General features: G+C 39.0%; 9 protein-coding genes. 7 read left to right on the top strand and 2 right to left on the bottom strand.

Annotated elements, in window-relative coordinates:
• The first annotated feature begins 1,668 nt into the window (after positions 1-1,668).
• From J4856_RS05240 to J4856_RS05215, 6 genes are all read left to right on the top strand, one after another.
• Positions 1,669-3,339: an RNA/DNA-binding domain-containing protein gene (locus tag J4856_RS05240; protein ID WP_025839368.1), complete on the top strand. Its 1,671-nt coding sequence runs from the start codon at positions 1,669-1,671 to the stop codon at positions 3,337-3,339.
• Between the two features lie 827 nt (positions 3,340-4,166).
• Positions 4,167-5,309: a DNA cytosine methyltransferase gene (locus J4856_RS05235; RefSeq protein ID WP_025839372.1), complete on the top strand. Its 1,143-nt coding sequence runs from the start codon at positions 4,167-4,169 to the stop codon at positions 5,307-5,309.
• 1 nt (position 5,310) lies between these two features.
• Entirely contained in the window at positions 5,311-6,384 is a 1,074-nt protein-coding gene (locus tag J4856_RS05230; protein ID WP_025839373.1) for a DNA cytosine methyltransferase, read from the top strand.
• 2 nt (positions 6,385-6,386) lie between these two features.
• Positions 6,387-7,439 (top strand): protein NO VEIN domain-containing protein, encoded by a 1,053-nt coding sequence (locus J4856_RS05225; RefSeq protein WP_065367954.1) that lies wholly within the window; start codon positions 6,387-6,389, stop codon positions 7,437-7,439.
• A gap of 2 nt (positions 7,440-7,441) precedes the next feature.
• Complete coding sequence (locus tag J4856_RS05220) at positions 7,442-9,055, top strand: McrB family protein (protein ID WP_025839378.1); 1,614 nt, start codon at positions 7,442-7,444, stop codon at positions 9,053-9,055.
• Positions 9,052-11,151, top strand: coding sequence for an LlaJI family restriction endonuclease (locus J4856_RS05215; protein WP_025839380.1), 2,100 nt, complete (start codon positions 9,052-9,054; stop codon positions 11,149-11,151). The genes J4856_RS05220 and J4856_RS05215 overlap by 4 nt, the downstream gene beginning before the upstream one ends.
• Before the next feature lie 106 nt (positions 11,152-11,257).
• Here J4856_RS05215 and J4856_RS13455 read toward each other — a convergent pair whose 3' ends face one another.
• Entirely contained in the window at positions 11,258-11,335 is a 78-nt protein-coding gene (locus tag J4856_RS13455; RefSeq protein WP_428842428.1) for a hypothetical protein, read from the bottom strand.
• Between the two features lie 27 nt (positions 11,336-11,362).
• On the bottom strand, positions 11,363-11,707 hold the full coding sequence (locus J4856_RS05205; protein WP_025839382.1) for an ATP-binding protein: 345 nt from the start codon (positions 11,705-11,707) through the stop codon (positions 11,363-11,365).
• 773 nt (positions 11,708-12,480) lie between these two features.
• On the opposite strand from J4856_RS05205, the gene J4856_RS05200 reads away from it, so the two are divergent.
• The gene (locus tag J4856_RS05200) at positions 12,481-15,723 is read left to right on the top strand and encodes a helicase-related protein (protein WP_025839384.1); all 3,243 of its coding nucleotides are present in this window, start codon (positions 12,481-12,483) and stop codon (positions 15,721-15,723) included.
• Positions 15,724-15,728: the final 5 nt, after the last annotated feature.

The following is a 15,728-nucleotide window of genomic DNA, read 5'->3' as shown; positions in this document are numbered from 1 at the left end:
CTTCATTATAATCGTTGGAAACATAAAAACAACGAAGAGCGACAAAATAGGAAGAAAAACTCTAGTCTAAAAACACCTGACATAGACATCGAAAGATAGCCAGAGACAGAAAACTCACAACAATAACAAGCGTAAAAAGTGAACGAAAACACACAAAACTTCTTGCACAATGAATCGCAATAGGCACAGAAGAAAATTCTAAACCTAAAGCGACGATCCAAAGAGAAGAAAAAGATACAAAAGCAACACATAGCACGCTGGAAACAAAAGTATTGCAGGGGGATAGGGGAGAGCTAGCAACTGAAACGAACGGAATGGATAATATACTGATACACAAATATATAAAAATATATTCAGAGCAAGCTAAATGCCCGTATCTTACTTCAAAAAAGCATTAAAACGCAAAGAAACACCTTCTTAAAACGCTCTGAAAACAAAACAAATACGTGCGACAAAGTGCGTAATATCACCCGAAAGAAGCAAGCACTCAACGCACTGCCAGACTCCTAAAAACTAGCTACCAAGCGAAAAAACTCTATCAAAAAAACCACCCATGACCACGTCACGACGCAACAAAAACCGCCCGTAGTACCCTAAAACCTATGTGCGACAAAAAGGGAGGTTGCACCCAAAAGCTTTGTTTAAAGTCTTCTTCACACACCGAGAAAATATATTTTTCTTTAAAACAAAAACTCTCTTCAGAACTTAGATTATCGTTATATAATCTTTATTAGATATTAGTAAGGGACCTCAAAGCCATTGAATCTTAAATAGTTACACGACTAATCGACGACAAATTAGTAACTTAGCGGCGACAGATTAGTAAGTAGGTTGCGACAAATTAGTAAGGATGGTGCGACACTTTAGTAGCTATTGGGGTGGGGTGGTCGACAACTTAGGAGGTTAGGTGCGACGAATAGGGAAGGAATAAGGCTTTGTTGTGAAAAATATAAACAAATTCTCCCTTTTTATAACGAATCTCCCTTTCTTTCACTTCTTTACCTGCACTTCATCCATAAATAAACTTGTGATTTTTCGAATTTCGCCTTCTTTGTTTTATCTTATAAACTATTGTTTTGTTGATACTTACGAATTTGTCCCTAAACGTGCGAGACAAAAAGGGAGGATATTGCCCAACTTGCCACTCACAAGTTACCGACAAAATAGGAAGTTTGTAAAAATACTTTACATTTATGAAGCCAGAATGACATAAAGACATAAGGGACAGAGTATGTAAAAGACATGGTAACAGAGGAACGGAAGCCAGAATGACATAAAGACATAGGGGACTGAGTATGTAAAAGACATAGTAACAGAGGAACGGAAGCCAGAATGACATAAAGACATAGGGGACTGAGTATGTAAAAGACATAGTAACAGATGAACACATAGGGGGCGGTAACAGAGGAATAGGGTAGTGAGGTGTTGGAAAAGGGAACAATGGGAGGGCAGACGAACAAGTAGTCGCGATATATATAGATAAATAAGTGGATGTGTGTATATTCTGTTAATTCGTTAACTTGTACACCAGCCTAAAGGATATCTTGCTATTCACTCCCTCTCCCTTTGGGATGGGGCAGAAAGATAGAATATGTTATTTTGATGATTTGTGGGTGCCATTTCAGTTTTGTTTTGTACATTTGTGATATAAATATAATTTTGACAAATATGAATAGACAAGATATAACAGAGTATATACGGATTCAATATCCTAACGAGAACGAAGGATGCGATTGGAAAGAGTATAAGAATCTAAAAAACAGTCTTTGTGGACATGAAGGTGATGATGTTGTTTCTTATATTTCTGCAATTTCTAATATGAATGGTGGTGCCATTGTTCTTGGAATTCAAGACAAAACATTAGAGGTCATCGGTATTCAAAATTTTGGGAATTATAATATTGAATCTGCTAAAGCAAAAATAGCAGAGAAATGTCGAAATCTGCCAATAGAGGATCTGAATATAGATGAACTTAGAGCTGAGGACACTGACCAAATTGTTTGGATAATTACAGTCCCTAAACACAAAGCAAAGTTACCTGTTTATGCTCATAATAAGGCATGGCAGAGAGTTGGTGACTCTCTTATTGAAATGAGAGAAGAGAGACTAAAAACAATATTGTCAGAACTTGAAATCACAGATGATTGGAGTGTCGAAATCATACCTGATGCGTCTATCGAAGACTTAGATGCTGATGCAATAGAAAAAGCTCGTAAGGAATATATTATCCGTAATCCCTATCGGAAAGCAGAGATTTTAGCATGGGATAATGCGAAATTCCTTGATAAAGCGAAAGTAACAATCAATGGTAAAATTACCAGAGCTGCCCTTGTACTGTTGGGAAAAGAAGAAAGTGAACACCTTCTTAATCCTTATGTAGCCTGTATTCGTTGGTCCTTAAGGAGTTTAGGAACGAATCAAAACAAAGATTATGAGATATTACCAATGCCATTACTGCTGAGTATTGACCGTTTATACAACAAGGTAAGGAATGTGAAGTACTGTCTCGTGAGACCAGAATCTCTTTTCCCAAACGAAATGTTACGTTATGATATGTTTAACATACGAGAGCCTCTAAATAATGCTATTGCACACCAAGATTATACAAAGTGTGCAAGAATAGAAGTTGTAGAGTTTGAAGATAGTCATATAATTTTCCAGAATCATGGAATGTTTTTGCCACAAAGTGTGGAAAATGTTGTGACTAAGGATTGTCCAGAGTCTGTTTATCGGAACCGTTTCTTGGTAGAAGCTATGCGTAATCTGAATATGATAGAGACAGAGGGTGGAGGCATAAAGAAAATGTTTATTAACCAACGAGTTAGATTGTTTCCGTTGCCTGAATACGATTTCTCTGACGGTAAGGTTAGAGTAACGATTATAGGTAAGGTAATTGATGAGAACTTTGCACGTATCTTGACGGAAAATCCTGATATTAGTCTTGAAGAAATAATGTTGTTAGATAATGTCCAAAAACGAAAATTAATTTCGGATGAACAAGCTGCTTTTCTTAGAAAGAATAAGTTCATAGAAGGAAGGAAGCCACATTTTTATTTATCACACGGGGTTGTATCTAAAACGAAAGATACGGGACTGAAGAGTCAATATATTAAAAACCGTAGCTTTGATGATGAATATTTTATGAAAATGATTGTAGAGTATTTGAAGAAATTTGGCAAAGCTTCTCGTAAAGATATAGATAATTTGTTAATGAATAAATTATCTGACGTGTTAAATGTTCGGCAAAAGAATAATAAGATAGATTATCAATTAAAAAAATTAAAGAAAGCAGGTAGAATAAGATTCAGTGAAGATAATTTTTGGGTTTTGGTGGAGTAGCTCTACATGCCCCTGAGAATTCACAGAAATTCCGTGAGAATTCCGTGAACCTTCGTAATAATTCCGTGAACCTGTTTCGTAACCTACTGATTAACAATGGATATAAGTTTTTGTAGTTTATGTAGTTTCCGTGAGTGTATTGCATTATTCCGTGTCCATCAATAATGACAAAAGAAAGGTCCTATAACCTACTGTATGGGTTGTGTGTTGATATTCCACACGTGTGGTGCGGATGCTTAGCACGTGTGGTGCGGATGCTTAGCACATGTGGTGCGGATGCTTAGCACATGTGGTGCGGATGGTATGCACCACATGACTCATTATAGAGCCAGAATCAAAAAGCTTTTAGTTCTCTTGCTGAGAGGGGAGTATGGGGTATTCCCTTTCTCTGTGTGCGTATTATATCGAGAGACTTACCTTATCACTCCAAATCTTGGAAGCCCCTTGTTTTCTTCTTCCGTTAAAGCAACACGTAAAGTCTTCAAGTATTTAAAACGGAAGAACCTTTTTTGCGTCGTCGCGTCGTACAGCAATCCTGATTTGTTCACCCTCTTCTGTTTACACAAAATCTCTTCTTTTCTGTTTTTTTTGTCATTCTGTCTGAAAATGATTATCTTTGCAGTGAGTATGTATAACACTGTTTTGTACTAAACGAGGAGAAGGCTATAACCAACAATCACTGCGGTAGATGGTAATAGAATAAGGCTCTTGAAATCAATGACAAAATACATAGAAATACTTAGTTATATTGCTCATAACTATTGCCGAGATTTCGGATATAACACTGAAAGACTTGGTCACATTATCTTGAATAAGTTGGATTATTAATGGTGAGGAAGAAAACATATAAATTTGTTGACTTATTTGCAGGCTGTGGCGGATTAAGTCTTGGTATGGAGCAAGCTGGATTTACACCATGGTTTGTAAATGAATTAGTTGAAACATTTTGTAACACATATAAGAAGAATCATAATCTTGGTGATGACCATTATTTTATAGGTGATATAAATGAGCTAAATAAGCATATTGATGATTACCAAAATTATCTAAGTAATATAACCTTGGTTTGTGGAGGACCTCCTTGTCAAGGCTTTTCCATGGCTAATCGTCAAAGAATCTTAGATGATCCAAGAAATCAGTTATATAAAGCTTATCTCTATTTTTTGAAGAACGTACGCCCTCAATTTTTCGTAATGGAAAATGTAAAAGGAATGTCAAATAAAATCGATGAAATTAAACAAAATTTCAAAGATTATCTTGGAGATGACTATTTATTTGATTATAGACTTCTTAAGGCGCAAGATTTTGGAGTTCCGCAGAATAGGGAACGCTTTATAATGATAGGTAATAGGGTGGGCATTACTCCATCTGAGATATTTGATACTATTAATAAATATAAATGTAAACCGTTTGTGTTGAGAGATGCTTTGCAGGGACTTCCACATCTTGGAGCTAAGAAAGTGAAAGGCGCTAAAGATGTTGAGAATGAAGAATCTGGGTTTACGGAAAGAGACTTTATATATCCTAATACAGCTTTTTATCGTTTTATTAATGGGAATAAAAAGATATATAAGCTTTACAATCATAAGAATAGATATAATAATCCCAGAGATCTTGAGATTTATAAGCGATTACCGCAAGGGGCAAACTCTTTGCATCCTTCTATTGAAGATATTATGCCATACAAAAGTCGAAATGGCATCTTCAAAGATAAATATTTTAAATTAGATGAAACACAAATTTGTAAGACAATAACTTCTCACATGAAGTATGATTGTAATATGTATATTCATCCTTGGGAAGCTCGTGGACTTAGTCCGCGTGAGGCAGCACGTATCCAGACATTCCCTGATGATTATATTATAACAGGGGCTCAGAATATGTGGTATGCTCAAGTTGGTAATGCTGTTCCAGTGAAACTTGCCAAAGCTATTGGTGATGGATTAATGAAATTCATAGATAGGGTATAAAATGACACACTTAGAATTGTTTTCTGGCATTGGTGGATTTCGTCGTGCTCTTGATTTACTAACAAATGATGGAATAATGAGCTTTAATTGTGTTGGTTATTCCGAAATAGATACAAAGGCTAAGGAAACCTATCAAGCAAATTTTAATGTAGAAAATGAGATTGATATGGGGGATATTGTTAAATTCACATCAAATAAAGACAATATTAGGAAACTTCCAGATTTTGATTTACTTACAGGAGGATTTCCATGTCAGACCTTTAGTGTTATGGGGGAACAAACAGGATTTAATGAAGTTAGAGGTCAGATGTTTTTTAGAATAATGGATATTATAGAAGTAAAACATCCCCGATACGTCCTTTTGGAAAATGTAAAGAATCTATTCCGTCATGATAGAGGAAAAACCTATGCAAGAATTCAGGAGGAATTGGAAAAAGAAGGATATCATGTGTTCTCTCATGTATTTAATACTATTGATTTCCATTTACCCCAAAAGAGAAGTCGTGTTTTGATATTTGCAACATTAGAAGATGTCCCTAACAATTTTGCTGAGAGATTTACTTCACAACATGTAAAAGAACTATTTGATCAAAACTATCTTAAGCTAAGTGTATCTCATTATGAAAATACATTAGAAATTCTGGAAAAGAATGTAGATAGGAAGTATTATCTCTCAGAAAGGATTAAACCGACAATTTTAGCTGACGGTTCTGCTAATTTTAAATCAAAATCTGATATTAACCAATTGATAGCAAGAACACTTACAGCATCGATGCACAAGATGCACAGAGCATGTCAAGATAATTATTATAGTCAAGACTTTATAGAATCTAATGGAGCTATAAATCATGTGTTTGATTATACCAAAGAACAATTAGCTCAATTACAGATTCGTAAGCTTACTCCTCAAGAAGCTTTTATGCTTCAAGGTTTCCCTGCAGAATTTGCTACGAAAGCGCAGAGTCGAAATGTTTCAAATGGGGCTCTTTATAAGCAAGCAGGCAATGCTGTGAGCGTAAATACTATTTATGCAGTTTTATATTACCTAATTACAAACCATTTATTATTTGAATAAATATGTTTATATTCTTTAAGTTCAATAAAGAAAAGAGACTTGGATTTAAGAAACTAACTGAGGCTGATTTAGGACTTTCAACAAGCCATCAGACCCATATAGGTCTTTATGAAGGTGTTTTTACATTCCTTCAAAATTCTGATGTTGTAAAATCAGGTATACTCATATATAATGACTATTGTGAGGTCTTAGATTGTAGTTTTGATAGAATTCAGAATCCAGATGGGTCATTTAGAAGTCCTAAAATAAAAATTGGTTCTGATTCCAATAACTCTATTGTTGCTAAGATTCGCGAATTTGCAAAGGTAAGTCCTAAATCAAAGTGGTATTTAATCTGGTCTGGACTGGAAAGTGAAGAACTTACTTTCTGGCTTATTAGAAGTGATTCTGAGGATTACAATGTTATTAGAGAAGTTTTACCTTACGAGAATCGTGTTTATGGGGAGGAAGACTCATATTACGATAAAGCTATTGAGATATTGACCCAAAAGATTAATAATGTTAGTATATCTGTTCAAAAGGGTATAGAAGTAGCAAGCCAGATTGGAGATAAAAGTAAGTTATTCAAGAAAGTCGACATTGAGCGAGCTGAAGCAATGTTTCGTAGTGTTGGTAAACGTGGAGAGGAACTCATTGCAGAGTATCTTGAAAAGCAAAAACAGGCTAATAATATTCAATCATTTGATTGGCTTAATAAGTCTATGGAGTCTGGTGCTCCTTATGACTTTATTATTGATAATAAGAATTACGTAGATGTAAAGTCAACACTTTACGACTTTAATCAGTACATTTATTTTAGTAATCAAGAGATATCCTTTGCCAGCAAGAAAGATGTAGATTATTGTGTTTTTAGAGTTTATGGGATGAAGGAAGAAAATGATATTTGGCTAAAGAAATGCTATCAATGTAATCCTTACATATCAACAATGAATTCTAATATTACTAATTTTATGAATGAGGTAAATGTGCAAAAGGCTATGTTACAATCCTTAAAATTAGGAATACTTCCAGAGAATTGTTTTAATGATATACAATCAGCTATTAAGTTAGGTTAACTATGAACGAAATTGTAAAGCACATAAATGATACAAATGCAAGCTATCGGAATACGCATGCAGGTGATGCTAAAAATACTGATTTGTTTTTGGATAACGAACATTATGAAATGTTTAAGGATGTTGGTGAACAAGTTACTGTTAGATTTAGCAAAGAAAATCTATCACAAGCAATTCTATTTATAGCATCTATTCTTCCACGAAAGTATGATAATTCTGCGGTACATAAAGTAGTTTATTATTCTGCGCGTTTTATTCGAGAACAATTGAATATGTTGGATGGTTTCTTCATGGAAGCTGGCAATCCAGTAAATTTTAAGATCCAAAAGTGGAATGCACGTAAGGATGTTCCTAAAAAGAATGGAGAAATAGACAACCGTTTTTATTTTAATGGTCTTTTGGAAGAGTATTCTTATTTTGATATAGAAGGGAAATTACAAAGAACCAAGTTTACTATAAGGAATTATCTTGCAGGAGGGTATTCATCTATTCATATTAAGAAATCAAATGATAATATTTTTGATATAACTGTTGTTAATACGACAGAAGCGTATTACGATGACAATGACAATGAAAACAATTTAGATGTCTTAGAAACAACACAAACATTATCAAATCTCCCTCTCCAGCAAATCTTCTATGGTGCACCTGGCACAGGTAAATCATGCAGTATAAAGAGGGCTTTGGAAAGGAATAATGTGTCAAAAGATAATATTTTCCGCACAACCTTTCATCCTGACAGTGATTACTCTACTTTTGTAGGTGCGTATAAGCCAACGATGGAGGTTGTACCACGTTATGAAAGTAGTACGGGAACGCAGGTTGAAGAAAAGCGCATTGCTTATAATTTTATTCCGCAAGCCTTTCTAAATGCCTATGTGCGTGCTTATCAAACAGATGAGAATGTTTATCTTATTATTGAGGAGATAAACAGAGGTAATTGTGCTCAGATATTTGGCGACTTGTTCCAACTCTTGGATAGAGGTGATGATGGGAAGTCGGATTATAGTATTAAGGCAGACACAGATATAAGAACATACTTAGAAACAGCGTTGGGAAGTGAGAGTGAAGGTATCAAGAATGGTGAGCTTTGTTTACCATCAAACCTCTATATCCTTGCCACGATGAACACCAGCGACCAGAGTTTGTTCCCTATCGATAGTGCGTTTAAGCGTCGTTGGGAGTGGGAGTATGTACCTATTCGTAATGAAGCAAAAGGCTGGGTTATTGCAGCTGATGGACAGGAATGGGACTGGTGGGAGTTCTTGAATACAGTGAATGAGAAGATAGGCAGTATCACCGACAGCGAAGACAAGAAACTTGGCTATTTCTTTGTTAAGCCAGCCGATGGGCACACGATTACAGCAAAGACCTTTGTGGGTAAGGTATTGTTCTATCTTTGGAACGATGTGTTTAAGGATTATGGCTTCAGCGATGACGAGTTCCAGACGGAAGAAGGTAAGGAGATGAAGTACCCGATGTTCTATGAAACCGAAGGTGGAAAGGATGTTAATGAGCCTCTTATCGCACGATTCTTAACCAATTTGAAGCTAAAGACGGTTGATGCTGCGGACGTAACAGCAGAGGAAATAACAGCAGAGGACAACGAGGCGTGAGAGTCATCATAGAAGGATATTGCTATCGAGCCAGTGCGGTGCGTGATGTGTTGCACGAGCTGAGTCCGCTGGAGAATGTGGAGGGCGAGATAAGTGTGGGTTATGTAGGCTACTATTATCACCCACAGCTAAGAGATTGTGTCTTTATTCTTCCTAAGGTATTGGTCAATGAGGAGAACAAAGTATTCTCTCGATTAGATCCGCATGACATCATCGACCTTGACAACTGCACGGAACTATTGTCAGAAGAGCGTAGCTTTATCTATGAGTTTGCTGTATGGATATATCGTGCTATTGAGGTGTTCAATAAGAGTAATCCTAAGAATGACATTGTTTATCGTCGGCAGATAGCTGAGATGGGGAAGGGCAAACGAATGTTGAGTAACACCTTCCTTGACATCTTGCTTTCACTCTTACGGTTTAACAAGGAGCAACATAGTTTCTTCACGACCATACTTCGCAACCTCCATTCAGGCTATAATAAGATAAACTGGACACGCACCATCTCACGTTCTGCGGCATGGGTGCAAGACGGCAGACCAGTCTATCTCAATCCAGTGAATAAGAAGCGACAGATAAATACCGATGAGGAGTTGATTATTATCTACTTCTCAATCCTCAATCATATCAGTGAGACATACGGTTTCCCAGTTGATATCTCGTTGGGCTTTGAATTGATAAAAGGACGAAAGTTTGAACATTATTTGAAGGGTTATGGTAAGCGTCGTTTGCAACAGATAAAGTATCGTTACTTCTCTGACATACAGCTGCGTCTGTGGGAGTTGTGCTATGCCTTCTTTGATAAGGCACATCAGATTCATATTGTGGCAGAACAGCGAGAATACCTGTTGGTAAAGAACTTCAATATTGTCTTTGAAGCTATCATCGACGAGCTGATAGGCGATAAGGAACCGCCACGAGGACTGAAGGAGCAAGACGATGGTAAGCGGGTAGACCATATTTACAGTTACCGCAATCTTACGAACAACGAGGAAGATAAGCCGATTTATTATATCGGCGACAGTAAGTATTATAAGATTGGTAATCAGGTTTCTGCAGAGTCGGTCTATAAGCAGTTCACTTATGCCCGTAACGTGATACAGTGGAATCTGAACCTCTTTTTAGATGAAAGTAAGGAGAATAAAGAATTACAGAAAACTCATCCGAAATACAGGGACGACCGAACAGAAGGATATAATGTTGTCCCGAACTTCTTTATCAGTGCCAAGATGGACGAAAAGCTGTCGTATGCAGATAATATTTCGGCATCGGACCGTAAGGAAAACACCTTCCTCTCTCGTCATTTTACGAATAGACTTTTTGATCGTGACACGCTGTTGGTTTATCACTATGATGTAAACTTCTTATACGTTGTTTCGCTTTATGCGCGGGAGAATAAGTTTCAAAAGGCACAATGGAAGGAGAAGGTGCGTGAACTCTTCAGAGAGAAGATACAAGCGGCTTTGACCGAGAAGTATGCCTTCTATGCTATGCGTGCTAAGCCAGGTGTCGATGATAAGGAATACCTCGAAACGCATTTCCAGCAACTATTAGGTAAGGTTTATATGCCTTTCCAACAATATGATGATATCTACTCTCTGGCACTTGACAATGATGAGAAGTGTCAGCAGGAAAACAAGTTGTTGCTTGAACAACTGGAAGCGTATTTCTTTGTAGAGCCATGTCCTTTGGGGCATGACCCACAACAGGTGTTGCCAAAGACGGATGATGCAATATTACGCCTGTTACCAGCTAACGTTACAGAGAAGAATGTGCTCACCTGTCTGGTTCGTAAAGGGGATAGCAACTATAAAGTCTTTGAAAACCATGCGGGTAAGACCTATATAATGGAGCGTGTCCCCAATATCAACCTCTTAGGTATCACGTATCTCTTGCCGATGGTTGGTGGTTGCATTGATGGCTATTATGACGTTAACCGCATGAGTATTGATGTTAAGGATGGCGTTCCAGTTCTTAGACTACGCTTAGGCGACTATCACGCCCTCGGTGCTTCACGTGTGCAAATCTATCGCACGAAGATGCAACCTGGTGAACTAATCTCTTTAGAGCAGACCATGAAATTGTACGAGACATAAACTCGTTCTTATGTCACTCAGTCAACATGCAACTTGCCTGTCCATCGTCTGTATGCCCGAGGAGGGGATGTGTATCCTGTGGGCTTGATAGTATCGGTAGGTACAATCATTTTCGCACGGGCTTGCGATTGCGGGTATTCGTGCTTGGTTTGGGCATCGCTTCAATATACGGTGGATTCCCAATGACAATATCGAAGCCCTCTTTTGAGGGTCACAGATTCTGTCCACCTCTATTCAGCAGGAAATCAAAAATGTTCAGAATGAGTATACCATCATCATTGCGGAAAGTGGGCTGCATACCTCCTACGATGACAACTTTTAGAAAACTATCTTTAATCTGTTTTAGCGATCTTAGTTCTTGTTCCGTTTTTTCTTCAAATAGCAAAGCGTAAGCTGACTGGATATAGATTCTGTCCTGCCCCCTATTGCATACGAAATCCACTTCAAGTTGCTTGCGTTCACTTATTCCTTTTTCGTTCTTCGTATTTTGGATAACCTGTCCTACATCCACAGAATAGCCACGCATTCGCAACTCATTGTATATAAGATTCTCCATCAAGTGTGTGTGTTCTGTCTGACGGAAATTCAATCGAACATTGCGTAATCCTAAGTCTTCAAAATAGTATTTTGCTGGAGTATCAATGTATTTGCGCCTACAAAGACATGGTTATTTTCTCACAACATCAAGATTCTATTCGTTTTTTTTTGCGTAAATACGCGTTGATTAGGAAATAAAAAATACATTATATGTATAGTGTGGAAACTATCTGATTGACTTTCTGTTGCTCCGTTTCATAGTCTTGTCCGCCAAGCATCCACCAAACATGTGGAATATCAACACACAATCCATACAATGCGTTATAGACCCGTTGTTTGTCGGAAAAAACATAGCAAACTGAGCATATCATAATTATGAATTGTGAAATATGAATTATGAATTAAAGCCGTTCTTTTGTTACTCTGTCTTAAATTACCCTCTCAACAAGCAACTTGTTCACCCGTCTAACTTGTCCACTTGTCAACTTGAAATGTCCACACAAAAAACGATGTGTTCTTCCGTTATCTCCATTAAAAACGCTACCTTTGCAGGTATAATGGCTGTTTTCATTTTGAGAATCATCATATAGCATTAATACAAGTATTAAAAAACGTGCAGGGTAGAGAATCACAAGACAAAAAAGTGGTTTTCGCTCAGACTCGGGAAAGCTGAGAAAACGATATCAAGATGTAGAACTGATAAGGTGCAGCCTTCACTCAAAACCTAATTGAAACAAGACTAATATTTGATGTTGACATCGAGGAGTTATAGGTTTCAAGAAAATAATTATTATGGAGCTGATTGATAATATACAAAAGACTTTTGCAGAGGATCTACGTTCTGAGCTTACGACAGGCAGCCACATGTCTATTGCGGCTTCCTGTTTCTCTATTTATGCCTATCAGGAGCTCCGAAAAGAACTCGAGGGCATCGAGGAATTACGTTTTATTTTTACCTCTCCGACCTTCATAACTGATAAGGCAAATAAAGAACAGCGAGAGTTTTATATTCCTCGCCTTAACAGAGAGCGTAGCCTAACGGGAAGTGAGTTTGAGATACTTCTTCGTAACGAATTAACCCAGAAGGCCATTGCCCGTGAGTGTGCCGAATGGATTAGAAAGAAGGTACGATTCAAGTCTAACTGCACAAAAGAGAATATGATGGGCTTTGGTGTAGTGGACAATTGTGCTTACATGCCACTCACAGGATTTACTACTGTTGAATTGGGCGTAGAGCGAGGGGATAATGCCTATACGATGATTCAAAAGTCCGAAGCTCCATTTAGTCAAAGTTATACTCAGCTTTTTGAACAACTTTGGCAGGATAAGGAACGTTTGCAAGATGTAACTAATGAGGTCATTGAAAGTATCTCAAATGTCTATAAAGAGAATGCACCAGAGTTTATCTACCTGATTACGCTCTATAATATTTTCCGTGAGTTTCTGGAAGATTTGTCAGAGGACGTACTGCCCAACGAGGCAACGGGCTTTAAGGACACGTTAATCTGGAAGAAACTCTACAACTTCCAAAAAGATGCTGCGCTCGCCATCATCAATAAGTTGGAGAGATATAATGGATGTATCTTGGCGGATAGTGTCGGATTGGGCAAGACCTTCACGGCATTGAGCGTGATAAAGTATTATGAGAATCGCAATAAGTCAGTGCTGGTACTCTGTCCTAAGAAGCTGTACGACAACTGGGCGACATACAGAAGTAATTATGTGAACAACCCGTTGGCTGGCGATCGTCTGCGTTATGATGTACTTTTCCATACCGACTTAGGACGCAGGAATGGTGACAGCAACGGGATAGATTTAGAAAAGATCAATTGGAGCAATTACGACCTTGTGGTGATAGACGAGAGTCATAACTTCCGTAATGGGGGTAAGGTGACAACTGACGACGACGACGAGAACCCACGGGAGAATCGTTATCTCCGACTATTGAATGAGGTCATCCGGAAAGGTGTGAAGACCAAGGTGCTGATGCTCTCTGCCACCCCTGTAAACAATCGTTTCAACGACCTCAAAAACCAGTTGCAGTTAGCTTACGAGGGTGAGACCGAGCGTTTTGATAAACTTCTTAACACCAGTGCCTCCGTTGATGATATCTTCCGGCAAGCACAGTCGGTTTATAACCGATGGGCAAAGCTGCCAGAGGAGGAGCGCACCACCGAACGCCTGCTGTCTGAGTTGAGCTTCGACTTCTTTGAAGTGCTCGACAGTGTGACCATAGCCCGCTCGCGTCGGCATATCCAGCAGTATTACGATACCACCGATATTGGCTCATTCCCAAAACGGTTGCCCGTGAAGTCGCAACGGCCTCACCTTACTGATCTCGAGGGTGCCATATCCTATAATGAAATCTTTGAGCAAATCAACCACCTGAACCTCGCAATCTATACGCCGTCTGACTTTATCTTGAAGAGTAAGTTAGAGAATTATCAAATGGTCAATGATGAGGGTATGGCAAGCGGACTTACCATGTCGGGGCGTGAGCGAGGCTTACGACGACTGATGACCTTCAACCTTCTGAAACGCTTGGAAAGTTCCGTACACTCCTTCCGCCTTACCTTGGGACGCATTCAAGAGGTTATTAGGGATACACTAGACAAGATTGAAGCAGTAAAAAGAGGGGAGACTGTCGTTGTTGATGACTACCCGTCTTCTGACAGTTTCGACCTCGATGACGCTGGTAGCGAACTTTTTATTGGTGGCGGTAAGACCACTATCAGCCTGACCGATATGGACTATCTGTCGTGGCAACGCTATCTTGAAGCCGACTTAGAGACGCTCAGTCTGCTCACCTTAATGCTGAAGGACATCACACCAGAACACGATGCAAAGTTGCTCCAGTTGATGGCAGACCTGCGCAATAAATGGGCTAACCCTATCAACGAAGGCAATAAGAAGGTGATTATCTTTACGGCTTTCTCTGATACGGCGGAATACATCTATGATACGCTTGCAGAGGATATCAAGACAAAACACGGATTGAACACCGTGCTGATTACGGGTTCGGTAGATGCGCGCAGTACGTTGAAACTAAAGGGCAGCAAAGGATTGTCATTCAATCAGGCACTCACCCTCTTCTCTCCACGCTCGAAAGACAAAGAAACCCTCTATCCTGATATCCATGAGGGCATTGACGTGCTGATTGCTACCGACTGTATCTCTGAAGGACAAAACCTGCAGGACTGTGACTATCTCATCAACTATGATATTCATTGGAACCCAGTGCGTATTATTCAGCGTTTCGGACGTATCGACCGTATCGGCTCAAAGAACACACACATCCAGTTGGTGAACTACTGGCCAGACATGACGCTCGATGATTATATCAATCTTAAAGCGCGCGTGGAAAACCGTATGAAAGTGTCGGTTATGACTTCCACAGGCGATGACAACCTACTCTCAAATGAGGAGAAAGGTGACCTCGAATACCGACGTAATCAGCTGAAACGCCTGCAAGAGGAGGTCGTTGACTTGGAAGAGATGAACAGCGGTGTCTCTATTATGGACTTAGGGCTCAACGAGTTCCGCCTCGACTTGATAGCCTATACGAAGGAACATCCTAATATGGACCTAACGCCTTTTGGCATGAGTGCGGTCGTTGCTGCTACGGAACTCGTGCCAGCGGGGGTAATATTTATCTTGAAGAATCGTAACAATGGGGTCAATATAGATCGTACCAATCAGTTGCATCCGTTCTATATGGTTTATCTCTCTGATGAAGGGGAAGTGCGCTGCAATCACCTCTCACCCAAGCGATTGCTCGATACGATGCGCCTGGCATGCAAGGGAAAGGATGCGCCCGACCTCAAACTTTGCCAACAATTCAATAAGGAGACAAAAGACGGATACCGAATGGATACCTACAGCCATCTCCTGCAAAAGGCAGTGGAGAGTATCATCACCGTGAAGGACGAGTCGGATATCGACAGCCTGTTCTCTGAAGGAGATACCACAGCCTTAGAGAACAAGGTGAAGGGGCTTGACGACTTCGAACTGATTGCCTTCCTTGTGATAAAATAAGCGAG

Origin of the sequence: Prevotella scopos JCM 17725, assembly GCF_018127785.1 — a bacterium.
In the GTDB taxonomy this organism is placed as follows: Bacteria; Bacteroidota; Bacteroidia; order Bacteroidales; family Bacteroidaceae; genus Prevotella; species Prevotella scopos.
This window is presented reverse-complemented; position numbering and strand designations above follow the sequence as displayed.

Excerpts from the sequence above, each read along its gene's own strand:
- J4856_RS05240 (WP_025839368.1), top strand. The coding sequence starts at position 1,669 with ATGAATAGACAAGATATAACAGAGTATATACGGATTCAATATCCTAAC.
- J4856_RS05235 (WP_025839372.1), top strand. The coding sequence starts at position 4,167 with ATGGTGAGGAAGAAAACATATAAATTTGTTGACTTATTTGCAGGCTGT.
- J4856_RS05230 (WP_025839373.1), top strand. The coding sequence starts at position 5,311 with ATGACACACTTAGAATTGTTTTCTGGCATTGGTGGATTTCGTCGTGCT.
- J4856_RS05225 (WP_065367954.1), top strand. The coding sequence starts at position 6,387 with ATGTTTATATTCTTTAAGTTCAATAAAGAAAAGAGACTTGGATTTAAG.
- J4856_RS05220 (WP_025839378.1), top strand. The coding sequence starts at position 7,442 with ATGAACGAAATTGTAAAGCACATAAATGATACAAATGCAAGCTATCGG.
- J4856_RS05205 (WP_025839382.1), bottom strand. The coding sequence starts at position 11,707 with ATGGAGAATCTTATATACAATGAGTTGCGAATGCGTGGCTATTCTGTG.
- J4856_RS05200 (WP_025839384.1), top strand. The coding sequence starts at position 12,481 with ATGGAGCTGATTGATAATATACAAAAGACTTTTGCAGAGGATCTACGT.